The organism is Pseudomonas sp. G3-39 (genome assembly GCF_054790485.1).
Window position 1 is genome coordinate 2317582 of record NZ_CP186497.1, and the last position, 23716, is coordinate 2341297.

At 60.5% G+C, this 23716-nt stretch carries 22 protein-coding genes; 10 read left to right on the plus strand and 12 right to left on the minus strand.

Going from position 1 to position 23716, the window contains the following annotated elements; translation table 11 throughout:
• Positions 1-10: 10 nt before the first annotated feature.
• Positions 11-904: a DMT family transporter gene (locus tag ACOYXG_RS10310; protein WP_096795618.1), complete on the minus strand. Its 894-nt coding sequence runs from the start codon at positions 902-904 to the stop codon at positions 11-13.
• A gap of 88 nt (positions 905-992) precedes the next feature.
• Between ACOYXG_RS10310 and ACOYXG_RS10315 the strand changes: the two genes are divergently transcribed.
• Both ACOYXG_RS10315 and ACOYXG_RS10320 read left to right on the plus strand, forming a co-directional pair.
• Complete coding sequence (locus tag ACOYXG_RS10315) at positions 993-2324, plus strand: aminotransferase-like domain-containing protein (protein ID WP_460357475.1); 1332 nt, start codon at positions 993-995, stop codon at positions 2322-2324.
• Between the two features lie 64 nt (positions 2325-2388).
• Positions 2389-2775, plus strand: a complete 387-nt coding sequence (locus tag ACOYXG_RS10320) for a c-type cytochrome (protein WP_027614707.1) — start codon at positions 2389-2391, stop codon at positions 2773-2775.
• Between the two features lie 63 nt (positions 2776-2838).
• Here ACOYXG_RS10320 and ACOYXG_RS10325 read toward each other — a convergent pair whose 3' ends face one another.
• From ACOYXG_RS10325 to ACOYXG_RS10335, 3 genes are all read right to left on the minus strand, one after another.
• Positions 2839-4482, minus strand: a complete 1644-nt coding sequence (locus ACOYXG_RS10325; RefSeq protein ID WP_460357478.1) for a sensor domain-containing diguanylate cyclase — start codon at positions 4480-4482, stop codon at positions 2839-2841.
• Between the two features lie 226 nt (positions 4483-4708).
• The gene (locus ACOYXG_RS10330) at positions 4709-5149 is read right to left on the minus strand and encodes a phage infection protein (protein ID WP_097088061.1); all 441 of its coding nucleotides are present in this window, start codon (positions 5147-5149) and stop codon (positions 4709-4711) included.
• Between the two features lie 124 nt (positions 5150-5273).
• Entirely contained in the window at positions 5274-5843 is a 570-nt protein-coding gene (locus tag ACOYXG_RS10335; protein ID WP_460357481.1) for a chorismate mutase, read from the minus strand.
• A gap of 126 nt (positions 5844-5969) precedes the next feature.
• Here ACOYXG_RS10335 and ACOYXG_RS10340 point away from each other — a divergent pair, with 126 nt between their 5' ends.
• The gene (locus tag ACOYXG_RS10340) at positions 5970-7328 is read left to right on the plus strand and encodes an MATE family efflux transporter (RefSeq protein WP_115990155.1); all 1359 of its coding nucleotides are present in this window, start codon (positions 5970-5972) and stop codon (positions 7326-7328) included.
• Positions 7329-7426: 98 nt separating this feature from the next.
• On the plus strand, positions 7427-7987 hold the full coding sequence (locus ACOYXG_RS10345) for a YceI family protein (RefSeq protein WP_333989086.1): 561 nt from the start codon (positions 7427-7429) through the stop codon (positions 7985-7987).
• 15 nt (positions 7988-8002) lie between these two features.
• Here ACOYXG_RS10345 and ACOYXG_RS10350 read toward each other — a convergent pair whose 3' ends face one another.
• Together ACOYXG_RS10350 and ACOYXG_RS10355 are read right to left on the minus strand one after the other, a co-directional pair.
• Positions 8003-8215: a YXWGXW repeat-containing protein gene (locus ACOYXG_RS10350; protein WP_460357485.1), complete on the minus strand. Its 213-nt coding sequence runs from the start codon at positions 8213-8215 to the stop codon at positions 8003-8005.
• Positions 8216-8256: 41 nt separating this feature from the next.
• Positions 8257-8580 (minus strand): YXWGXW repeat-containing protein, encoded by a 324-nt coding sequence (locus ACOYXG_RS10355; RefSeq protein ID WP_223008049.1) that lies wholly within the window; start codon positions 8578-8580, stop codon positions 8257-8259.
• Positions 8581-8774: 194 nt separating this feature from the next.
• Between ACOYXG_RS10355 and ACOYXG_RS10360 the strand changes: the two genes are divergently transcribed.
• A complete protein-coding gene (locus ACOYXG_RS10360) occupies positions 8775-9461 on the plus strand; it encodes a GNAT family N-acetyltransferase (protein ID WP_460357488.1) in 687 nt (228 codons plus the stop codon).
• Between the two features lie 199 nt (positions 9462-9660).
• On the opposite strand, the gene ACOYXG_RS10365 is transcribed toward ACOYXG_RS10360, so the two are convergent.
• Entirely contained in the window at positions 9661-10299 is a 639-nt protein-coding gene (locus ACOYXG_RS10365) for a TetR/AcrR family transcriptional regulator (RefSeq protein WP_096795609.1), read from the minus strand.
• Between the two features lie 86 nt (positions 10300-10385).
• On the opposite strand from ACOYXG_RS10365, the gene ACOYXG_RS10370 reads away from it, so the two are divergent.
• The gene (locus ACOYXG_RS10370) at positions 10386-10973 is read left to right on the plus strand and encodes an NAD(P)H-dependent oxidoreductase (RefSeq protein WP_097088055.1); all 588 of its coding nucleotides are present in this window, start codon (positions 10386-10388) and stop codon (positions 10971-10973) included.
• Between the two features lie 93 nt (positions 10974-11066).
• Here the strand turns inward: ACOYXG_RS10370 and ACOYXG_RS10375 are convergent, their stop codons facing one another.
• Complete coding sequence (locus ACOYXG_RS10375) at positions 11067-12185, minus strand: DmpA family aminopeptidase (protein WP_027614718.1); 1119 nt, start codon at positions 12183-12185, stop codon at positions 11067-11069.
• Positions 12186-12348: 163 nt separating this feature from the next.
• On the minus strand, positions 12349-13464 hold the full coding sequence (locus ACOYXG_RS10380) for a polyamine ABC transporter substrate-binding protein (RefSeq protein ID WP_247268641.1): 1116 nt from the start codon (positions 13462-13464) through the stop codon (positions 12349-12351).
• Between the two features lie 111 nt (positions 13465-13575).
• On the opposite strand from ACOYXG_RS10380, the gene ACOYXG_RS10385 reads away from it, so the two are divergent.
• Both ACOYXG_RS10385 and ACOYXG_RS10390 read left to right on the plus strand, forming a co-directional pair.
• Entirely contained in the window at positions 13576-14355 is a 780-nt protein-coding gene (locus ACOYXG_RS10385) for a helix-turn-helix transcriptional regulator (protein WP_097088050.1), read from the plus strand.
• A 651-nt stretch (positions 14356-15006) separates the two neighbouring features.
• Positions 15007-15381 (plus strand): DUF6124 family protein, encoded by a 375-nt coding sequence (locus ACOYXG_RS10390; RefSeq protein WP_027614721.1) that lies wholly within the window; start codon positions 15007-15009, stop codon positions 15379-15381.
• Positions 15382-15507: 126 nt separating this feature from the next.
• Here ACOYXG_RS10390 and ACOYXG_RS10395 read toward each other — a convergent pair whose 3' ends face one another.
• A complete protein-coding gene (locus ACOYXG_RS10395; RefSeq protein WP_460357495.1) occupies positions 15508-20010 on the minus strand; it encodes a hypothetical protein in 4503 nt (1500 codons plus the stop codon).
• A gap of 355 nt (positions 20011-20365) precedes the next feature.
• The gene (locus ACOYXG_RS10400) at positions 20366-21307 is read right to left on the minus strand and encodes a class I SAM-dependent methyltransferase (RefSeq protein WP_460357498.1); all 942 of its coding nucleotides are present in this window, start codon (positions 21305-21307) and stop codon (positions 20366-20368) included.
• A gap of 199 nt (positions 21308-21506) precedes the next feature.
• Between ACOYXG_RS10400 and ACOYXG_RS10405 the strand changes: the two genes are divergently transcribed.
• Both ACOYXG_RS10405 and ACOYXG_RS10410 read left to right on the plus strand, forming a co-directional pair.
• On the plus strand, positions 21507-21920 hold the full coding sequence (locus ACOYXG_RS10405) for a response regulator (RefSeq protein WP_346651596.1): 414 nt from the start codon (positions 21507-21509) through the stop codon (positions 21918-21920).
• A 78-nt stretch (positions 21921-21998) separates the two neighbouring features.
• A complete protein-coding gene (locus ACOYXG_RS10410; RefSeq protein ID WP_460357501.1) occupies positions 21999-22667 on the plus strand; it encodes an HAD-IA family hydrolase in 669 nt (222 codons plus the stop codon).
• Between the two features lie 181 nt (positions 22668-22848).
• Here the strand turns inward: ACOYXG_RS10410 and ACOYXG_RS10415 are convergent, their stop codons facing one another.
• On the minus strand, positions 22849-23508 hold the full coding sequence (locus tag ACOYXG_RS10415) for a methyltransferase family protein (RefSeq protein ID WP_460357504.1): 660 nt from the start codon (positions 23506-23508) through the stop codon (positions 22849-22851).
• Positions 23509-23716 lie beyond the last annotated feature (208 nt).

Below are 23716 nucleotides of genomic sequence, written 5' to 3' on the forward strand. Positions count from 1 at the left end.
CCAAAGATCACTATCGGGAAAATTTCTTCGCCCCGGCCACACAAAGAATCACGCCCACCGTCACCACCAGCATGCCGATGCTGACTTGCTCATGCAGCAGCGTCGCTGCTAGCGCCAGGCCGAAAAACGGTTGCAGCAACTGCAGTTGACCAACCGCGGCAATCCCGCCCTGGGCCAGGCCGCGATACCAGAACACGAACGCGATCAGCATGCTGAACAGCGAAACGTAGCCCAGACAGACCCATGCCGACACGCTGATGCCGCTGAACGACGGCGGGGCCAGCCACAGGCTCGCAATTGCCATCGGGGGCAGCGACAAGACCAGCGCCCAACAGATCACCTGCCAGCCACCCAGGGTGCGCGACAGTTTTGCGCCTTCGGCATAACCCAGACCACAGACCAGAATCGAGGCGAGCATCAGCAGGTCACCGGTGGGCGAGGCGGACAATCCCTGTGACAAGGCGAACCCCACCACCAGAGCACTGCCGAGGATCGAGAAGAACCAGAATACCGGGCGCGGACGCTCGCCACCGCGCAAGACGCCAAACAGCGCAGTGGCCAATGGCAGCAAGCCGACAAAGACGATCGAATGCGCCGATGTCACGTGCTGCAATGCCAACGCCGTCAGCAGCGGGAAACCGAGCACGACGCCTAATGCCACGATCAACAACGAAAACCACTGATCTCTGGACGGTCGCCGCTCACGGAACAACCACAACAGGGCAACGGCCAGGACGCCGGCAATGGCGGCGCGCGCGACGGTGAGAAACACCGGGTCAAACTCCAGCACGGCCAGGCGCGTCGCCGGCAGCGAGCCGCTGAAGCACACCACGCCAATAAAGCCGTTGATCCAGCCGCTGGTTTTTTCCAGTGCCGGGTTGCTCACGTTTGAAGTCCGTTCCATACGATTCACACTCATTGTGGGTTGCTTTGAGAGAATCCTATGATTGAGAATCAGGACAATCAAAAAATTGTCATGGATACATCCCGACATGTCCCGCTCTCGCTACAAGACCCTCGTCGACACTTACGCCGCCGACATTCGCACCGGACGTCTGGCGCCCGGCACCCGTCTGCCGACGCACCGGCAACTGGCCACGCAGGAAGGCCTGGCGCTGGTCACGGCCTCGCGGGTGTACGCCGAACTCGAAGCCATGGGGCTGGTCAGCGGCGAAACCGGGCGCGGCACCTTCGTGCGCGAAACCTCGTTGTCGCCGGGGCAGGGCATCGACCAGAAAGACGTGGCCGTCGGCATGATCGACCTGAATTTCAACTACCCGTCCTTGCCCGGTCAGACGCAATTGTTGCGCACCGCACTGCGCCAGTTAGCGTTGTCGGGAGATCTGGAAGCGTTATTGCGCTATCAGCCCCATGCCGGCCGGGCCCACGAACGGGCTTCGGTCGCGCGCCATTTGCTCAGTCGCGGTGTCAGCGTCGAAGCCGAACAAGTGCTGCTGGTCAACGGCGCCCAGCAGGGGCTGGCGGTGACGCTGATGGCGTTGCTCAAGCCCGGCGATGTGATCGCCGCCGATGCGCTGACCTATTCCGGGTTCAAAGTGCTGGCCGAGGCGTTGCATCTGGAAGTGGTGGCGATCCCGGTCAACGAGCAGGGGCCGGATCTGGCCGCGCTGGAAAAGCTCTGCCGCAGTCGCTCGGTGCGTGCGGTGTACAGCATGCCGACCCTGCATAACCCGCTTGGTTGGGTGATGCCAATCGAGCAGCGCGAAGAATTGGCTGCCATCGCGCGGCGGCATGATCTGACCCTTATCGAAGACGCGGCCTACGCTTTTCTGGTGGAAGACCCGCCGCGTCCTCTGATCGACCTGGCGCCTGAGCGCACGGTGTACGTCTCGGGCCTTTCGAAGAACATCGCCACCGGCCTGCGCGTCGGTTTCATTGCTGCGCCTGCGGCCCACGTTCCGGCACTGGAGCGGGTGATTCGCGCAACCACCTGGAACACCCCGGGACTGATGACCGCGATCGTCTGCGGCTGGCTCGACGACGGCACCGTGATCGAACTGGAAGCGCAAAAACGCCACGATGCTCAGGCGCGCCAGGCACTGGCTGCCGAGTTGCTCAAAGGGTTGCCATGCGTCGCCCATCCGAACTCGTATTTCCTGTGGCTGCCCTTGCCGGAAGACGTGCGTGCCGATCAGATTGTGGTGGAGCTGATGCAGAAGCAGATTTCGGTCACCACGGCCGAGCCGTTCGCCGTATCGGCGCATGTGCCGCATGCGATTCGACTGGCCCTGGGTTCGGTGGAAATGGATGTGTTGCGGCAGGCCTTGACCACCGTCAGGAAGGTCATTGCCGCTTACCTGTAAAACAAGGCCTGGGGGACAGATGTTACCCTTGCGCAGCCAGATTCAAGCCGTTCCGGAACCTTAGATGAAAAACACCGTTGCACTCTTGCTTGCCTTGACCGCCACCGCCGTACTGTTCAGCTCGACCACCCGCGCCGCAGGCGATCCGCAGGCCGGCGAAAAGATCTTCCCGCGCCTGTGCGGCGGCTGCCACCAGGTTGGCCCGGATGCGCGCCCGGGGTTCGGCCCGCAACTCAACGGCATCATCGGTCGAGCGGCCGGAACCTCGGCCAATTACGTGTATTCCGAGGCGATGAAAAACTCGGGCAAGACCTGGGACCGCGAAACGCTGACCGCGTATCTGAAAGATCCAAAGGGCGTGGTGCCGGGCACACGAATGATTTTCTGGGGGCTGAGTGACGAGGAGAAGATCGATAATTTGCTGGCGTATCTGCAGCAGTTCTCCAATTAAAGATTTTGCTCGGCCGGCCCGGCAAACCAGGCCAACGGCATTTGCGAAGTCAAAGAGGGCTGATCAAGCCACCTGATTACGGCCCGCCGCTTTCGCCAGATACAGCTGCTGGTCGGCACGTTTGATCAGCATCGGGTGGCTGTTGTCCGACGGGTCGGCCAGCGCGACGCCAATGCTCACCGTGACCTGTCCGATCTCGGGAAAGTGCGCCTGGGCCACGGCGACACGGATCTTTTCGGCGACCACCTCTGGAGTATCAGGCTGGGCGACTTCCGGCAGCAGTACGGCGAACTCCTCGCCGCCGTAACGGGCGACGAAATCGGTGGCACGCACGCTGACCTGAATGAGTTGCGCCAATTGCTGCAACACGTCGTCGCCAATCGCGTGGCCGTAGGTGTCGTTGATGCGCTTGAAGTGATCGGCGTCGATCAGCAGCAGGGCAAACGGTCGCCCGGTGCGGCGGAACAGCAGACTGTATTCGCTGAGTTTTTCATCGAAGCGGCGACGGTTGTAGACGCCGGTCAGGGCGTCGTGGGTCGCCAGGTTCAACAGCTCGGCATTGGCCTGCATCAGTGCCGCGGTGCGCTGGGCGACGGTGGCTTCCAGCGAGGCGTTGGCTTCCTGCAGTTCGCGCTCCTTGGCCAGCAGCGACCGGGTCATGGCGTCGATCGACTGCCCAAGCTGGGCGATTTCCCGCACCGGGTGCTGCAGCGGGAAGTGTGCGCCGGGCTGCTGGTTCTGCACCTGTTTGGCCGAGTGCGCGAGTTGCTCGATCGGCCGGCTCAGATACTGCGCCAGATAGTACGCCACCAGCCCGAATGCCACGGCGGCGGCCACACCCAGCAGCAACAATTTATAGAGCAGCAGGCGCGCCGGCTCCAGAGCGGTGTCCAGTGGCTGGCGCACGGCAATCGACCAGGACAACGCCGTACTCGAAGGCGTCGGTACGGTGACCATGCTGGTCAGGTAACCGTTGCCGACCGACCAGCCCGGCGACTTCGAATCATTCACCGCCAGTTGCTGGCCCATCAGGGCTTCCGGGTACAGCACCTTGCCGTCGTGATCGATGATCAGCGCTTCGATATCCGGCGACGCATTTTTATGCGAGAACGCTGCCGATTCGACGATACGCGTCACCCAGCTCCAGTGCGCGTGCGCGCCCAGCACGCCAATCACCTGGCCGTCGGCGTTGCGGATCGGGGCGGCGAAGTCGATGAAACGCAGCGGTTCGCCGTTGGGCGTTCCCGGTAGCAGTTTGGCCAGCAACACCGCTTCGTGCGGATCACCGGTGTACTCACCGCGCAGGCCTGCCTGGAACCATGGCCGCTGCTGTACCGATTGCCCGACCAGCAAATTATTCACCGCTTGATGCACATGGCCCTCGGCATCGGTCACGCCCATCCACGCATACTCGGCCCGGGCCTGGGTGCGCAGTTGCATCGATTTGAGAATCGCCGGGTTGTCGAGGTCGCCGCGTTCCAGATGCGGCGCACGGCTGAGCAGGTAGACCTCCAGCTGGCGCTCGCGTAATTGGTCACCGAGCAACGTTGCCGCAGAACGCGCGGTATTGAGCAGTGAATTGCCGCTGACCTGTTTCATCTGTTCGGTGGCGATATGCCCGACATAGAAGCCGACGCTTGCCAGGGTCAGCAGGGACAAACCGGCGAACCAGAGGGTCAGGTGACTTCGCAGACTGGCTTTGAGCATGGGCAGGCAAATTCTGTTTGGACGTTGTGGCCGCATGGTATGCGCATTAAGCGTCGGGCTGCCAGTCGGTCGCTTCGGATAAGCACCGTCGGAAGTTTCGCCAATGCCCTACAAGGCAAGATCCTTTCTGACGCGGGTTGTTGAAAAGAACCACTCCGGCAAACGACGAAATGCAAAAGCCCGGCTGATCAGGCCGGGCTTCTTTGACTGCTTTAGAGCCGTTGTTTTATGCATTGCGGCTTTCGATCAGACGATCCGAACCACCTTCAGCGACGCGGCGTTCCTGCAGACGATCCGAGCCACCTTCAGCGACACGGCGTTCCTGCAGACGATCCGAACCACCTTCAGCGACACGGCGTTCTTGCAGACGATCCGAGCCACCTTCAGCGACGCGGCGTTCTTGCAGACGATCCGAACCACCTTCAGCGACGCGGCGCTCCAGCAGACGATCCGAACCACCTTCAGCGACGCGGCGCTCCAGCAGACGATCCGAGCCACCTTCGGCAACACGGCGCTCCAGCAAACGATCAGAACCACCTTCAGCCAGACGGCTTTCAATCAACTTGTCCGAGCCGCCTTCAGCGACCAGGGTGTGAACGGGTGTTGCTGCAAAAGCGTTGACTGCAAGAACCGAGAAAGCGATGCCGAGGATGGTTTGGCGTTTCATGATCGTGTGCTCCGGGGTGTATTGGGTTGGTATGGAGCTGATGTTACGCCGCGGATTTTTTATGAGAACTTCATTGACGTGATGGTGACTATCGACGCCAGCGATGTGTGCCAGAACCCCTGATTTAAAGCTTCGGCGGCCGAATGCACAGCTCTCCGGTGGCGCGGATCAGGGCCAGATCATGCAGCGCATCGTGGGTCAGACCCTGCCGGGCCTTGGCCAGCCAGACCGGGCAATCCGGGTCGCGGCGATGCGGCGCGAAGTCGGCGTACTGGCGCAGCAGGCGGGTTTGCAGCTCGTCCAGACGCGGACGAATCTGCCCGGCCAGATCCGGTCGCGGCGTGTCCGGCGCCGCACCAGCCGCCTGCCATTGCGCGAGCAATCCGTACTGCACCAGTTTGTTCGCCTCCATTTGTGCAGCGATCAACTGGGCGACTTCTTCGGGGTCGAGCTGGTGTTCGGTCGCCAGGGTGCGGGCATTGGCGATGACCTGGGCTTCGCGCGGGCTGTCCTGAATCGGCTTGCCACTGTCCCATTTGGTCAGGGCGACGAGGTCGCCGATGTTCAGGCGTTCGTTCAAGGTTGTCAGCAACGGACGCAACGATTCGGAGGAAACCGGGGGCTCGGCGGCGCCGGCAGCGTGGCTGAACAGAACCAGCAGGGAACAGGTCAGAGCATTTCGCAACGGAGTCATGGGCAGGCGCGTTCCACAAAAAATAGTGCCGACATTTAAGCCTTGAGCAGCGGCGATGTCGACCGACTTTATCCCGCCCATCTAGCGTAATATCCCTCGCATCTCCCACCCCGAGAACGATCCTCAATGCAAACCCCCAGCACCATCAAACCGCTCTGGCAAACCTACCTGCTGTTCCTTGCGCCGATGGTGTTGTCCAACTTCCTGCAATCGATGTCGGGCACGGTCAACAGCATTTACATTGGGCAGATGCTCGGTACGCAAGCGCTGGCGGCGGTGTCGGGGATGTTTCCGGTGATCTTTTTCTTTATCGCGCTGGTGATCGGCCTGGGCGCGGGCGCCGGGGTGTTGATTGGCCAGGCGTGGGGCGCGCGCGAGGCACACATGGTCAAGGCGATCGCCGGGGCAACGCTGTTGCTGGGGGTGTTGATCGGTTTGCTGGCGGCGGTACTCGGCAGCGTGTTTGCGCGGCAGGCCTTGCAGGGGCTGGGGACGCCGGCGGATGTACTGGACGACGCAGTGGCGTATGCGCATGTGATGATGTGGATTCTGCCGTCGATGCTGGTGTTTGTGCTGTTCACGCAATTGCTGCGCGGAGTCAGCGACACCGTGTCGCCATTGTTGGCGCTGATCGTGTCGACCTCGGTCGGGCTGGCGCTGACCCCGGCGTTGATTCGCGGCTGGTTCGGTCTGCCACAGTTGGGCATTCAGAGTGCCGCCTTCGCCGGACTGGCCGGTAACCTGTCGGCCATGACGTGGCTGGCGTGGCGGCTGATTCGCAAGGACCATCCGCTGGCGCCGGACCGCGAGTTCTTCGCGGCACTGCGCCTGGACGCGGCGATTCTCGGCAAGGTGCTGCGCATCGGCCTGCCGACCGGGGTGCAGATGATCGTGTTGTCGCTGTCGGAGCTGGTGATTCTGGCGCTGGTCAACCAGCACGGCTCGCAGGCGACAGCGGCCTATGGCGCGGTGACGCAGATCGTCAACTACGTACAGTTTCCGGCGCTGTCGATTGCCATCACCGCCTCGATCCTTGGCGCCCAGGCCATTGGTGCCGGGCAACTGCAGCGCCTGGCAGCGATCCTGCGCACCGGGCTGTTGATCAACGTGTGCCTGACCGGCGGTTTGATCGTGCTCGGTTACCTGTTGTCGCACTGGTTGCTGGGATTGTTCCTGACCGAAGATTCGACCCGGGCGATGGCTGAGCACTTGCTGCACATCATGCTGTGGAGCCTGTTGGTGTTCGGCTTCCAGGCGATCATCGGCGGCATCATGCGCGCCAGCGGAACGGTGCTGGTGCCGGTGATTATTGCGATTGTCTGCGTGGTCGGCGTGCAGTTGCCGGCAGCTTACTGGCTGGACGGTCAGTACGGTTTGCAGGGCGTTTGGATGGCGTTCCCGGTGGCGTATCTGGGCATGCTGGTGTTGCAGACGCTGTATTACAAACTGATCTGGCAGCATCAGAAGATCGAGCGGCTGGTCTGAGCCCGAGCCACATCGGCAGACAAATGACATGGCGCATTCGCCGGTTGTTTGCTTAAGTCAGTCGAGGCCTCGAAGGTTTGCCCTGTCCGGAGAATCCCATGCGTGCTCGATTCACCGCTGTGGCCCTGTTTGCCTGCCTGTGCGTCACGAGCGCGGCGCAGGCCGCTGAATACAACCGCGTCAACACCACCGCCAGCCAGATCAGTTTCACCTACAGCCAGATGGGCTCGCAGATGTACGGCACCTTCGGCAAGTTCGACGCGACATTGCAGTTCGACAGCGACAACCTCGCCGACGCCCACACCACATTGCACATCGACCTCAACAGCATCGACGCCGGCAGCACCGACGCCAACACCGAACTGGTGAAACCGGCGTGGTTCGATACGCAGCGCTTTCCCGTGGCGGTGTTCGAGTCCAGCCGTTTTACCCGGGTCACGGGCAATCATTATTTGATCGCCGGTCAGCTCACCCTCAAGGGCATCACCCGCGAGGTGCAGGTGCCGGTCGAGCTGAAACCGGACAGTTCGATCGGCATTTTCGACGGTGAACTGGTGCTCAAGCGTGACCAGTTCGGACTCGGGGCGGGGGAGTGGGCGGACACTGTGGTGTCCAACGACATCGCGATCAAGTTCAAGGTGGTGGCGCCACAGCAGTGACGCCAGCCGCTCAGGTCAATAGGCGCGCCAGTGTCCCGGTGCCCAGCGCCATTCAAGTCCATCCCAACGATAGTGACCGGCGACCCAGTGATAACCGGGCGCTGGCATGACCGGCACGACTTCCACCGGCGGCGGTGGCCGATGCGGCCGTACCGGTTCGACAATGCAGCCCGACAGGGTGATCGCGACCAGTGAGGCGGCGAGCAGGGTTTTCAGGTTTCGCGACATGGTGGTCTTCCCGGTAGATGAAGTTTGCAGGCGAGGCGGTTTCAACGGGCCCAGTGGCCTTCGACCCAGTACCAGTTAGGACCGCGCGCCTGCCAGTGGCCTGGTCGCCAGTGCGCGCCGTACCTCACCGGTTGCCAATGACCGGGCATCCACACGTAGCCGCGTCCTTCCCAGCGCCAATGGCCCTGATCCCAGACATAACCGGGGCGCGGGCCGGGCATCACTTCCATGCGCATCGGCGGCGGTGCCTGCTGAATGTAAACCGGGGGTTGTGCAAACACCGGGGTGCTGGCCAGCGCTGCCAGGGTCAGCGGCACCAGCAACAAGGCTTGCCGCCATTTGAACAGTGAACGCAAAACGCTCATGTGAACTCCTCAAGGCCTGCGTTAAAAAAGTGAACGCAGCTGAAGAATTGGACGCTAAATCGGCGAAAGATCCGAGCCTTGGCAGATGAAATTTTCTTCAGGTCAACCGTCAGCTTGCTTCGGTATTTCCTGCGACGGTGGCAGGCGTCGGGACACGGTATGATGTCGCGGTTTTCCGCCGGAGTTCAGTTGTCATGCCACGCATCACCCACTACAAATCCCCATGCCCCGAAAGCGTCAACAGCCAGATTCTGCAACTGGTGGTCGATTACCTGACCGACATCAGCGCGGTCGGTCTTGGCCCGAGCAATCTGCTGTACAACGTCTATCAGTACGCGGTCGGCTATGAGGTGCATCTGTATCTGGAGGCGCTGAATGGCGAGAAGGGCACTGAGGTGGAATTGCTGGTGGCGACGGCTGAGGACGACCCGGAGCGGGTCATAGGTTTCCTCTTGTACCTGCCAGTGCAAGGCGATTGGGAAGCGTGCAGCGTCGCCTACATGGCCGTGCGCGAAGGCTATCGGCGCCAGGGCGTGGCGCGGGCGATGATCGGCGAGATGGTCAGCCGTTATCCGCATGCCGAACTGACCTGCAGCGTCGGCAAGGTGCCGTACTTCGAGGCGCTGGGTTTCGAGGTGATCGGCGCGCGCGAAACCCACGTGTTGATGAGCACCCGGCATTACCGCAGCAATGGCCTGCGCGGTTTCATCGACACCACACCGATCTATCGCTCGCTGGAAGTGCAGCAGATCCACACCTACCTGCTGCAGAAAAACGGCAAGCGCGCGATGCTCGATGCCGAAAAACAGCGCGACCGGCATCTGGATCAAACTACCCGTCACGTCGAAGAATTTGTCCGTCAGCGCCTGACGCTGCACTGAGTCCTGAGTCCGGCGCAAAAAACGGACAAAAAAAGAGCCTCAAGGCTCTTTGATGGGGAGAAGTAGAGCCCATGAGGCTCAAGCTGCGCATGAAACAGGGAACAGGCTTGATTTGGGGTTCAGAACACCCGTTCCCTACGCAGTCGCTCAGGAGTGAAGCGCCTGCGTACCTTCATCATGGGAACGCGCGGGGGCCGACTCAAGTACCGCTAGTCGCACGGGCGGCGGCCCGTTCCACCATCGCGATGATGGTCGCGAACAACTCGTCCTTCGCTTGCCCGGCACTGATTTCAGCACTGGCGGCAGCATTCGACAACGCCTCGGCGGCACCGAGCATCGCGCGCAAACCGGCCTGGGTGATTTCCCCGCCAGCAGCCAGCGGTTGCAGCACACTGCGGCACTTTTCGAGGAAGATTGCCTCGTAGTCGCGCTTGATCTTTTCCAGCTCCGGCGTGCTGCCCAGCGCGGCAATCACCCCCGGAATCTCATTGCCCTGCAATAACACGCAATCGACGTACGCCGTGGCGATCACCGTCGCGGTGTCGATCAGCGTTGGCGGGCACTGGTCGATCGCTGCATCCATCACCGCAGTCTGGCGAGTATCGAAGTCGCGATACAGCGCCGCGAGCAAGCCCGAGCGCGTGGTGAAGTGGTCGTAGACCACCGGTTTGGTCACCCCGGCCTTGTCCGCCAGATAACCCAGGGTCAGGGCATCGGTGCCCTCGGCCCGAATGATCTGCCAGGCGACGTCGAGCAACTGGCGGTTGCGATCTTCGCGCGACAAGCGACGTCGCGGTTGGGCAGGGGAATCGGCTTCGGTCATTTCTGTGGTTGACATCGGTTATATACCAAACGTAACTTACTGTTCGTAACTTACCAAGAGTACATAGCCCTTGGTCAGCGCAAACTTACAGGAGAATGACCATGCACGCATTGATTGTTGTGGCGCATCACGAACCGCGTTCGCTGACCCACAGCGTGGCAACGCAGATTGCCGAGGGCTTGACCCGCGCCAACCCCGCCAATACCCGGGAAATCGCCGATCTTTACGCCGAGGGATTTCAGCCGGTGTTCAGCGCAGCGGATTTCGCCGTGCATCACCGTGAGGCGCGGCCGCCAGCCGACGTATTGGCGGAACAGGCACGGATTGATCGGGCCGACGCTCTGGTGCTGGTATTCCCGGTGTACTGGTGGTCGATGCCGGCGTTGCTCAAGGGTTGGATTGATCGGGTGTTCAGCAATGGCTGGGCGTTTGATTTCGCTGGCGACCTCAAGCATGTGAAGAAGCTGCAGCGCCTGCGCGTGCATCTGGTCGGGCTTGCGGGGGCCGATGAACGCGCCTACGAACGTCACGGTTATGGCCCGGCGATGAAGGCGCAGATCGAACACGGGATTTTCGATTACAGCGGGGCGACGGTGGTCAGCTCGACGCTGATGGTGGAATCGGAGGTGCGTGATCCGCAGGAGCATCTGCAGACGGCACGGCACCTCGGCGCCCAGATGTTCACCTGAGTCGCACCTCCTGCAGGAGCTGCCGAAGGCTGCGATCTTTTGATTTTTTTAAAGCAAGATCAAAAGATCGCAGCGTGCCGCAGCTCCTACAGGTCAGCGGGCGCCGGGCCAGCCAGCCTTAGCGAGGGCGGCGAGCAGCGTTTCTGAATCCAGCCCTTGCACCGCATGCCCGTTGCCCGCGGTGCTCTCGCTGGCGAGCAGGGCGTTGATGATCGCTTCTTCGACTGCTTCGGTGGCGGCCAGGAACAGCTCGCTGATGTGGTCATTGTTGACCATGCGCAAACCGTCGCAGGTTGGCGCGCCTTTACCCTCGTAAGCGGCGGATGGCACCTGCTCGTTGCCGGTGGCAAAGGCAATGAAAATGTCGCCGCTGTGGTCTTCGTTACCGCCGCCGCTGCGCGCCAGACCGAGGCTGGCGCGTTGCGCGAGACGCGTGCATTGATGCGGCAGCAGCGGTGCGTCGGTGGCCAGGCAGACCACGATCGAACCCATGCCAGGATGCGGCAGCGAAGCCCGCAGGAACGGCGAATCCACCTGCTCCATGTAGCGACCCACCGGATAACCGTCGACCCGCAACTCGCTGCGAATGCCGTGGTTGGCCTGGACGATCGCGCCCACCGTCCAGCCGCCCTGAGCGCTGCTCAAACGGCGTGACGCGCTGCCGATGCCGCCCTTGAATTCATGGCAGATCATGCCGCTGCCGCCGCCGACGGCGCCTTCTTCAACGGCACCGTCATGCGCAGAATTCAGTGCCTCGGCGACATGCTCGGGTTTGACGTGAAAACCATTGATGTCGTTGAGCAAGCCATCGAAGGTTTCCAGCACCACCGGCATGTTCCAGTAGAGGCGCCCGTCGTCCGGTTGCTGTTGGCGATCCAGCGCAATCAACGCATCGCGCACGACGCCGAGGCTGTGGGTGTTGGTGAAGGCGATGGGACTGGTCAGCAGCCCGGCCTCGCGAATCCACTCAAGGCCGGTGGCATCGCCATTGCCATTGAGCACATGCACCCCGGCGAAACACGGTTGCTGGTTGGTCGAGCCGCGGCGCGGTTCGATCACTGTGACGCCGGTGCAGATGTCACGTCCGCTGTCGCTGCGGCCACGCACGTTACTGTGGCCGACGCGCACGCCGGGGACGTCGGTGATGGCGTTGAGCGGGCCGGGTTGCAACTGGCCGATGCGGATGTTGAGGTCACGGGCACGAGGTTTCATGGGATGTCTCTCTTTAAAAAGGCAGAAATGAATGAGCGGGGCTGAACACGAAACCCTGTGGGAGCGCGGCTTGCCCGCGAAGGCGGTGTGTCATTCAAAGGAGATGTTGACTGACCCGACGCATTCGCGAGCAAGCTCGCTCCCACAGGGAAATGTGTTGGGGTTACTGGCCGTTCTTGACCTTGCTCCACACCCGCGTGCGCACGCGTTCGGTGGCTTTGGGCAGCGGTTCCAGGGTGTACAAGGTGGCCATCGCCGCGGCCGACGGATACACCGCCGGGTTATCCCGCGTGGCCGCAGCCACCAGTGGCGTCGCGGCGCGGTTGCCGTTGGGGTACGACAGGTGATCACTGACCGGCGCTATCACTTCCGGGCGCAGCAGGTAGTCGATGAACGCCAGACCCTGAGCGCGGTTCGGCGCGTCCTTGAGCAGCACCAGCGTGTCGAACCACACCGGCGCGCCTTCCTTGGGCAGGCTGTAGGCGATCTTCACGCCGTTGTGCGCCTGCTCGGCGTTGGTCTTGGCTTCGAGCATCGCCCCGGACCAGCCCACCGCCACACAAATGTTGCCGTTGGACAGGTCACTGATGAATTTCGACGAGTTGAAGTACGCGATGTGCGGGCGCAATTTGAGCAGCAGCGCTTCGGCTTTCTGATAGTCCTCGGGGTTGGTGCTGTTGGGCGGCAATCCCAGGTAGTGCAGGGCCACCGGGAGCATCTCCGACGGCGAGTCGAGCATCGCCACCCCGCACTGGCCGAGCTTGGCGAGGTTCTCTTCCTTGAACACCAGATCCCACGAATCCAGCGGCGCGTTGTCGCCGAGCGCGGCGCGCACTTTGTCGACGTTGTAGCCGATGCCGTTGGTGCCCCACAGATAAGGCACGGCGTATTGATTGCCGGGATCGTTGTTGGCCAGTTTGCTCAGCAGATCGCTGTCCAGATTGTTCCAGCCCGGCAGTTGATCGCGAGGCAGCTGGGCGAGGGCGCCGGCCTTGATCAGCGTCGGCAGGCTGAAGTTGCTCGCCACCACCACGTCGTAACCGCTGCGGCTGGTCAGCAGTTTGCCTTCGAGCACTTCGGCGCTGTCGAAGGTGTCGTAAACCGGCTGAATGCCGCTGTCGCGCTTGAAGTCAGCCAGGGTCGTGGGGCCGATGTAGTCGTACCAGTTGTAGACGTGCACGCTCGGTGCGTCGGCGGCACTGGCGACGGATGCGACGCCAAAACAGGCGAGCAGGCCAAGGTTGATGCCCCGGTTGATATAGCCACGACGACAACGCATGATGCGGCACTCCTGGCCTGCGGCAGGCCGGTGATTGACAGGAGTGCTCAGCCTATCGGGGCGGGCACGCCTGACCCATTCCCATCATGGGTTACTCAAAAGGGGTAGAGCGTGGACGCGTTGTTGCAGGAGTTGCCGGTGCATCAAAGTCTGGCGCGGGTGTTTGCCGCCGTCGGCCAGGACGCTTTCTGGCGCGCGCTGGTCGACACGCTGCGCCTGCTGGTGCCGCTGGACAACGCGCTGGTGGCACTGATGAAAGCGGGGCAGGCACCGCAATTGCTGATCGACTTCGACAGCAAGGGCCGCGCCGACGAGCAGGAAGAACTGGCCAGCTACACCGCTGGCATGTACCTGCTCGATCCGTTCTACCAAACCGCCTCGACCGGCATCGCCGACGGCCTGCACAGCCTGGCTTCGGTGGCGCCGGACCAGTTTCTGCACAGCGAGTATTACCAGAGCTACTTTCGCTCGGTGGTCGGTGAGGACGAGTTGCAGTTCATGATCAACATCGAGGGCGGCGTGCTTGGCCTGTCACTGGGGCGCTCGACGGCTTTCGACCTGGCCGAGCAGGGCCGTCTGCTGTGTGTGCGCGACTGGGTGTTGGCGGCGATGCGCCGACACGTGCAGCTGTTGCCGCCACAAGGGACCGGCACCGAGCCGGTGGCGGGGGATTTGGCAACGCTGCTCGATCGCTTCGATGCGCGCCTGACCACCCGCGAAGTCGACACCGCGCGGCTGATTCTGCAGGGCTTTTCCAGCAAGGCCATCGCCCAGCAGATGGGCATCTCGCCGGAGACGGTGAAGGTGCATCGGCGCAATCTCTATCACAAGCTCAATGTGACCGGGCATGGCGAACTGTTTGCGCTGGTGTTGCGCCCACCCACTGCCTGAACCTGTGGGAACTGGCTTGTCAGCAATGACGCCCTTACAGCCAACCAATCCCCAAATGAATACACCCAATACAACTGTAAGGGCCAGCCTGCTGGCGAAGGCGGCTCACCAGCCAACCAATCCCAAACTGAATGCACTCAGTCAAATTGTGGGAGCTGGCTTGCCAGCGATGGCGGCCTGCCAACCGACCAACCTCCCACCTGAATGCACTCATTCCAACTGTGGGAGCGGGCTTGCTCGCGAAAGCGGCCTGCCAGACAAAATCAAAACAACAGAGCAAACGCCGCACATAAACATAACCCCGCAACCACGTTTAAAGTACACGAACCGTTACGCCATACCGGCTACAACGCCTTGCGCCGTTACCTACGCGTACGCCAGAATCCGCCGGCTTACACGGCTATGCGATGGGCTTATCGTTTCCCTGTCACTAAAAATCAGTGATCGGGTTTGGTAGCCCGTCTGTAATAGCTGTATGGCAACACCTTTGCAGTCCCTTTGTGGGGCTCGTTTTTATGGTGGTCATGCGTGGGGCTCACTCGTGAGCGCCGGGTTCCTATTGCAGCCGGTCTACCAACCCGCGTATGGCCACCACCCCTCGTTTGGTAGCGAGAGTGATGGCTCCTGAATAACTGCAATAGGAGTACATCCATGTTCAAAGCCACACCCAACCCCCCGGACACCTCGATCCCGTACGACCCAGCCCTCGACCCGCAGAAGATAAAAGCGGCAACCGACCGCGCCATCAACTTCTACCTCAACCCCGGCGCCCTGAAGATCTCGATCCCTTCAACCTCGTCATGCAGGGCGAACAGAATCTTCCTCATCGACCCCACCGTGGACGAAGAAACCTTGCTCGTCGAAGCCTGCGAATCATTAGCCGCCGCCAGCGACATGGCCCGCGACATCGGCGACGCCGTCGACAACTCACAACGCCGAGCCATGCTGATGCTGTATCAGGTGATCATGCCCAGTGAACTGATGGTCAACCGGGTACTGGACGGTGGTGATTCAGGCGCTGGATAATGTTGTGCCATAGCAATAGGTGCCAGGGGACGAATTAATGAATCCGTCATATGGCACCTCAGTATGACCACGCCTCCCATGAGCTGCGGAACGCTGAATTATTTCTGTTGTATTGAATTTTTTTGGTCAGCCGTATAGCTCGAATTTATCAAAATACAAGTGCTGCCCCAAAACTCCACGAATTTCCATGGATGCAATTCCTTCATTTGAGAAAGAAAGTTGCTGCTGAGGACCATCTATAGCATTAAAGCTCTTTGATCCTAGTTTTCTTCCGTTGCTATCAAAGTAATCAGATTGAGCACTTGCATTTGGAGATTGGTTTATGGCGAATTCATACCAAAAATCTACTCGTCGGTACGTTTTCAGAAAGCGAATCCTGAAGTTAAATGAGCCGGGCACGCCGTCACCACGTACTTTTGAGATAAATAGCACACCCCCACTTAAACCGACCCCTGGTCTCCCATAAGGCATCACGGTCCCCATATAATGTTCCGCACTTGTAATTGCCGTGATCTCCATTGTGCTGAGTCTTTTCGTTTGCCCCATATATATGGTCCATTTAGCCTCACTTTCAAAATCCTCTTTAGTTATCGAGGCGGCTACAGTGAAAGTTCTAGGCTGACTGTCCACAGGGTTAACTGGGTACAATGCGCGTGCAATCAGACTATGGCCTCCGATCGTTAGGCCCGAGATGTGAAGAGACCATAGTTCGTTACTGTCCACAGAGATAACTGGCCCCACTTGGACGCCATTATCATAAATTTGCAGTTGTTGTCCTGCCGGACCTTCGCCGCTTACAGTTACGTTAGTGTCATAAGTAGTAGCACCAGGGTTTACGGTTCCTTTAGAGTCGGTGACCATGGTGATGCGAGGAGTGAATAAACTGGCAACATTAACGACACGCGGCGGATCCGACACTTCCCCACTGCCATACAGAGCAGTGGCGGTGAACCTGTGGGAGGCGGCGCTCAGGTTCCTTGCCGTGAACACCCAGTCACCACTCTGTGGATTGACGTCGGCCGTGGCTATCTCGATGTTGCCGTCCTTTATCAGGACTTTCTGACCTTTAGCCCCTTTTCCTTTGAGCGTGACCGTGGTGTCGAAGGTCGTGCCATCTGGGAGAATCTCTACTCCTTTCGAGTCTTCCGCACGAGTGATGGTCGGTGGGTTATTGGCCGTCACCGTCAACGTCCACGCCGCGGATACCTGCCCACTGCCATACAGCGCAATGGCGGTGAAGCTGTGAGCGGCCACGCTCAAGCCTGTCAGGGTCAGTTCCCACAGGCCGGTCGTCAGGTTAACCGTCGCTTCACCTTTGACGGTGGTGCCGTCCTTGATCTGGACTTTCTGACCTTTGGCACCGGCCCCTGACAACGTGATCTGGGTATCGACGGTGAATCCGCCTTTGACAATCGTTGCCCCTTTGGAGTCGATGGCCTTGGTGATGGTCGGTGGGTTATTGGCCGTCACCGTCAGCGTCCACGCCGCGGATACCTGCCCACTGCCATACAGCGCGATGGCGGTGAAGCTGTGAGCTGCCACGCTCAAACCTGTCAGGGTCAGTTCCCACAGGCCGGTCGTCAGGTTAACCGTCGCTTCACCTTTGACGGTGGTGCCGTCCTTGATCTGGACTTTCTGACCTTTGGCCCCGGCCCCTGACAACGTGATCTGGGTATCAACGGTGAATCCGCCTTTGGCAATCGTTGCCCCTTTGGAGTCGATGGCCTTGGTGATGGTCGGTGGGTTATTGGCCGTCACCGTCAACGTCCACGCTGCGGACACCTGACCACCGCCATACAGCGCGATGGCGGTGAAGCTGTGAGCGGCCACGCTCAAGCCTGTCAGGGTCAGTTCCCACAGGCCGGTCGTCAGGTTAACCGTGGCGTCACCTTTGACGGTGGTGCCATCCTTGATCTGGACTTTCTGACCTTTGGCCCCGGCCCCTGACAACGTGATCTGGGTATCAACGGTGAATCCGCCTTTGGCAATCTCATTCCCTTTGGAGTCTTCCGCACCGGTAATTTCTGGCCGCACATCCTCAAGCGCTTTAATCGTGTAAGTGCGCACAGGGAAGACCACCGCCTCGCTCTCATCCGTGCTCTTGCCGAAAGCAGCCTTGAACTCCATGGTCAGCGGGCTGCCATCCTTAAGGTTTCTCAAGCCTGCAAAGGCGATGCTCCGCTCGTAATAACCTTGATTGATCCACGTATCATTGACCTGTGAGGTGGGTGCCGTATGGATCGGAAGGTTGTAGTCGCTGCCATCAGCGTTCGTCCCTTTCAGACGCAGCCAGACATATTGGCCTGTGGCAATCAACGGCCAGACGCCCATGCGATAGGTGGCATTGCTGGTCAGATTCCCTACGTTGAACTCCGGGCCTTCGCCGTCGTTGTCGGCCTGCTCGATGGTGGGGCTGGCCAGCGCGCTCTGCGGCATTGCTTGCACCGTCAGGTCAAATACCCGGGACGGTGTTGGATGACCATCAATGATGACGACGTAGGAGATTTTTACCTGCTTACCCAGATTGAACGCCACCACGCTGTTGGGGATCGCAAACTCAAGCCCTTCGCTTACCGCACGCGGCACTGAGGTGTGCGACCCGCCGGCCGGCGTGCCGTCAGCGCCAGTCCAGGTGACGCTGATTGCATGGTTTGGCAGCAACGCGCTGTTGTCCGGCACCACGATGGTCAAGGTGTCCCTGACCAGCAGCGGGTTGAGTGCGCTGTCGCCGTTGTTCTCCTTGATCGAGGGGGCGAGCAGTTCCAGCGCGACGCCCACGGTGAACACCAATGGATTCGAAAGGCTGGTCTCATCTGTGGCATGGCGCCAGAGCTGGTAGCGGACGGTGATCTTGCTGCCGCGGTTCGGTTCGATGTGTTGGGCGACGAAGGCGGCGTCCAGGTTGATGACCCAGTCTTGTTGGGCGGTTACGGCATTGAATGTGCGGGACCCGGGTTCCTCGCCGGAGATGTCGCCCACCCACTTCCAGGTGGCCTCGTCGTTGGCTACCCATGGCTTCACCACAGGCCTGGGGATGGTCAGTTTACTGGTACCGCCGGGCAGTGTGGCCGGGTCGAGGAAGCCGTTCGCCACCCCGAGGACAATGGGGGCGTCCAGCTCGAATTTCGGTTCACCCACATTGAGCAATTTCGTGTGCAGCGATTCCCGTCTGAGGATCTCGTCACCCTCGGCTATCAGCAGGTCGTACCACCCCTTCAGGGTTCCGCCGTCAAGCAGCTTGAGGTTGTAGTCATCGACGGTGATGACAAAACCTTCGGGATTCTCGACGTCATCCTCCTCCGGAATGTGCCACTTCAACTCAGGCAGGAAGGTGCTGCCGTCCGGACGTTTACCCAACAGGAACAGCTCAATGCCCATGCCGTACTCGATGACCGGATCGAACGGGATGCGGACGTTGATTTGAGTTTCGGAGGGATCGATGAATTCTCCCTCGGCTTCTTCGATGATCGGTGCGGCCAGGCGGTGGGCTGCGCCGGTGACTTTTACAAACTGCCTTTTTGAGCGTAACGGGTCACTGCTGCCGCTGCGTTCCAGCCGATAGAAGAAACTGACCTGGGTATTGACCAGTTTGCGCACGTCGGCAATGGGCAGCTTGAACTCGTAGTTATGCGGAATATTGTCGACGGTCTGGGGCAGGGCGGTAAATTCGACTTTTTCGCCCTCCAGGGTGGTGCCGAGCATGGTCAAGTGAATGATGTCACCCATCTCGAAGTCTGGCTGGGTGGCCGTGACATGCACCGTGATGTCGTTATCGCCCTGTTTATCGGCGTCGAGTTCATTATTGACAGCCTCCTGAACAATCGGTGCGGCCAGCAGGTCGATGCCGGTGGTGACGACGATGCGAATTTCCTTGCACCAGTCTTCCGATTCATTGCCGACGATGTCGCGCACCTTGAAGGTGACCGCCAGACCAGAGAGGTCGGTGTCACCAGCCCGTTCAATAGTGGCTTTGGAGACCGTGATCAATATCGGGTTTGCCGCTGGATCGTTGATCTGCGCCTGGGTCACCGGTGTGGAATACTCAAAAAAGCCACCCCAACTGAGATGAATGACGTCGTCCTTCGCGATGTCAGGGTAAGGCAAGCCGCTGCCGGACTCGGACCTGATGACAATCGGCACTCCCGCTTCGGCAACGTCTTTGTCCACCCCGCCGTTGACGATTTCCGGGGGAATGTACATGTACAGGTTGGAGTGACCAGGGCCCGGGTCGATGTCCTGGCCACCGGGGAGTTCCAGTTTGACGAAGAGGTTGAGGGGCTTGTCCGGACGCTCTTCTTTTTGATTGGGCTGTTTGATTTCGTAGGTGAGTTCGTAAGAACCGGTCTGCAGATGACGGGGAGCCACCCACAAGAGGGTCGGTTGCTTGAGCTCGGCCTCGTCAATGATGGGACGCCCGTCGACCTCACGGCCATTGAGCAGCAGCTTGACGGTATCGCCGACATCCTTGCTGGCCCAGACGGGGATGACGACAAGCAGGCCGAGGTCGGGAAAAGTGAACACCGCCGCCCGGTTGATCCCCCACTGGCCGGAAGGCAGGAGGCGTCCGAGCACTATCGGGTCCAGCAATGAATGGGGGGCAGAGCTTTTCTTCTTGGGCTGAACGAGCATGGTCGGAACTCCAAGCGAACTGTCGGGAGACAAAGGGCGTGGAGTTATTCAGCGCTGAAGATAACGGCTCTGGCTACTGTCAGAAATTACAGGTGAGGACCTATTTGCGATGAACGGTCGAGAGGGCTGGGGTGATTGCGGGTGGGCAGGACAGCGCGGCAATCATCAGCAGCGTGCTCAATGATCATTCGTTGAAGACGGGGACGGTTTGATCGAGACCTGAACGACAAAACCCGCCGCCCCGGTTGATCGGGGCGGCGGGTTTTGTCCTTCTGAAGAAATGGGTTGCCGGTGAGTCAGTCTTCGCGAGCAGGCTCACTCCTACAGGGATGAGCGGGGTTCGCGGGATGTCGGGTCAGTCGAGGCGTTTGAAGACGAGCGCCTTCAGACCGCTCTCAGGATCAATATCCGGAAACTCCGGCGGATTCTCCAGCCGCTGCTCAAAGCGCAAGCTTGGCGCCTCTTGCGTCACGCCATCGATCAAAAAATCCGAACCGAACGACGGATCATTCATGCACGCCAGCACCGTGCCGTCTGCCGTGAGCAATTCCGGTAAACGACGCAATACGCGCTGGTAATCCTTGGTCAGCAGAAAACTGCCTTTCTGGAACGATGGCGGGTCGATGATGACCAGGTCGTACGGGCCGCTGTTGATCACCTTGCCCCACGACTTGAACAGGTCGTGGCCAAGGAAACTCACCTTGCTCAGGTCATGCCCGTTCAAGCGATGATTGTCGCGGCCACGGCTGAGGGCGGCGCGGGACATGTCGAGGTTGACCACATGGCTGGCGCCGCCTTCGATCGCTGCCACGGAAAACCCGCAGGTGTAGGCGAACAGGTTCAGTACGCGTTTGCCCGCTGCCTGCTCACGCACCCAGTTGCGCCCGTAGCGCATGTCGAGAAACAGCCCGGCGTTTTGCTTGCGGCCCAAGTCGACGCGGTACTGCAAGCCGCCCTCGACGATGCTCATCTCCTCGATTTCATTGCCCAGCAGCCATTCGGCGGTGCTCTGCGGCAGGTAACGATGTTGGACCAACAAGGTGTGGGCACCGGACTCTTGCCATTCCGCCGAGGTGCTGAGGTCGAGCAGCGATTGCTTGAGCGCTTCGAGCTGTTCGGGCTGCGGCTCCTTGAACAGCGACACCAGCACCACGCCTTGCAGCCAGTCCACCGTCAACTGTTCCAGCCCCGGCCAGCAACGCCCGCGCCCATGGAACAGGCGACGGGTTTCGCTCGGTGCGGCCGCCAGTGCAGGCAGCAGATGGGCGCGGAGGGTGGCGAGGGCTTCAGGGTTCATCAGTCACGGTCGGCAAGCAAAAGGGCCGGCATTTTAACCACAAAAACCGCCTGACGAACGCCCGTCAGCCAAGGCGATTGACCACTGTTAAGAAAAGACCTGTATCAAAAATGAATTTATGCAGGGCGCGCTGCTCATACCAGATAAGCAGCGGATTCGAGCCGCTAAGTCGTTAATGCAATTCAGGGAGTGCCAGTTCATGAGTCCAACACCGACACCGAGCGCGCTCCTTCCTGGCGGGTTGATTCTGGTGGTTGAGGACGACCCGTTGATTCTGGAGTTTCTCTGCGAAATTCTTCAGGAGGAAGGTTTCAAGGTCGAGCCGCAAACCAGCGCGGATGCCGCCAAGCTGTATCTGGAAAAGCACGCGTCGGATGTCGCGTTGCTGCTGACCGACATCACCATGCCCGGCGAAATCAACGGCGCAGGTCTGGCCAATCTGGTCGGCGAGCGCTGGCCGGAAAAACCGGTGATGGTCATGTCCGGTTATGAAACCCCGGAAACTTCCGGGGTCAAGCATCCGGTGGCGTTCATCAAAAAGCCCTGGGCGATCGGCCAGTTGCTTGACTGTGTCGACAGCGCTTTCAAGTCCAAGGCGCCACGTCTGCACTGAGATGGCGGGTCGAACTGCCGGGTAAAAATGCTACATTGCCCGGCCAATCCGCCCAGTTCTGTCAAAGGATGCGACCTTTTGTCTGCTCACGATAACGTCTTTGATCGCGCGTTCGGCGCGTTCCTGTTCGACATGGACGGCACCGTCCTCAATTCCATCGCTGCTGCCGAGCGAGTCTGGGCAGCGTGGGCTGAGCGCCACGGGGTTGATGTCGAGAGTTTGCTGCCGACCATCCACGGTGCTCGTGCCATCGACACCATCCGCCGGCTGAACCTGCCGGGAGTGGACGCCGAGGCGCAAGCGGCGTTTATCGCGCAGGCGGAAATCGATGATGTCGAAGGGATTGTGCAGATACCTGGGGCTGCGGCGTTTCTCGAAGCCTTGCCGAGTGAGCGCTGGGCGATGGTGACTTCGGCGCCACGGGATCTGGCGTTGCGGCGGATGGCGGCGGCGGGGATTGGCGAACCTGCGGTAATGATTACGGCGGAGGATGTGACGGCTGGCAAGCCTGATCCAGCGGGTTATCGTCTGGCCGCGCAACGTCTGGGGGTTGATCCCGCCGATTGCCTGATTTTCGAAGATGCCACTGTCGGTATTCAGGCCGCTGAAGCGGCAGGTGCAGCGCTGATGATCATCACCACGACGCACCAGCATCCCCTCGAAACCCGCCACGCGACTATCGACAGTTATGAGGCGCTGAGCGTCACCGTCGACAGCCAAGGCCAACTGCACCTGCAAAAAACCTGACACAACACAATCCCCTGTGGGAGCGGGCTTGCTCGCGAATGCGGTTTTTCAGTTGCATGCGATGTCGACTGATTCAGCGCATTCGCGAGCAAGCCCGCTCCCACATTCGATCAATGTCGGGCCGTAAATGTTGCCCGCTATCCAACACTGCAGGAGCCAGTTCAGTCTGCTGGCGATGGCGTCAGTAAACCCCCGGCAACAATCGCCAGCTACGCGCGCAATAAGCCTCGTACTCTGCACCAAACTGCCCGCGCAGCAGCGCCTCTTCCGAGTGAATACGTGCGATCAGTGGAATCAGCGTCAGCGCCGCCAGAATCAACCCGACACTGGAGCGAAACGCCATCGCCCAGCCCACGGCGTTGACCACCAACCCCAGATAGCTCGGATTGCGCAGGCGTGTGTAAATGCCGTCGGTGACCAGCCGATGCCCCGGCTGAATCGCCACCAGACCGCTGAACCGCCGGCCCAGCACAAACACCGGCCACAGCCGCAGCGTGCCACCGACGATAAATAACAGCGCGCCGAGCCAGCGCACGTCTTCAGCGCCGAAGGTCCAGAAGTCGATGCGATCGCAGTACGCCGGGAGAAATCCGCTGACCAGACCGATCACGCCGAACGCCGGAATCACCCAGCGATTGGCGCGGTCCTCGCGCTCGCCCGAACTCATGTTTACATCGGTGAACAGCGAGGCCACCACCATCAGCACCGTGGCCAGCGCCACCAGCACCAGCGCCCCATGCGAAAAGAACACCGCCGGCCCGCCAATGCCCCACACCGCCAGGCCCAGGTAGGCGAGGGTGGCGAGCACCGCAACCACGGTCATTTGCGCAGACATTTTCATGGTCATCTCTTGAAAAGCGGCTGATCCTTTCAGTGTAGGACGCCGCTGAACCCGCGTAGGTACCGGATCAGTCAGCATTGAAGCCAGATGTCCCGGCCCCTTCGTGAGCAAGCCCACTCCCACCCTTGATCCGGGCCAGCCCGAGAATCTCCATCCACCGACAATCCCAAGTGGGAGCGGGCTTGCTCGCGTAGGCGTCGGATCGGTC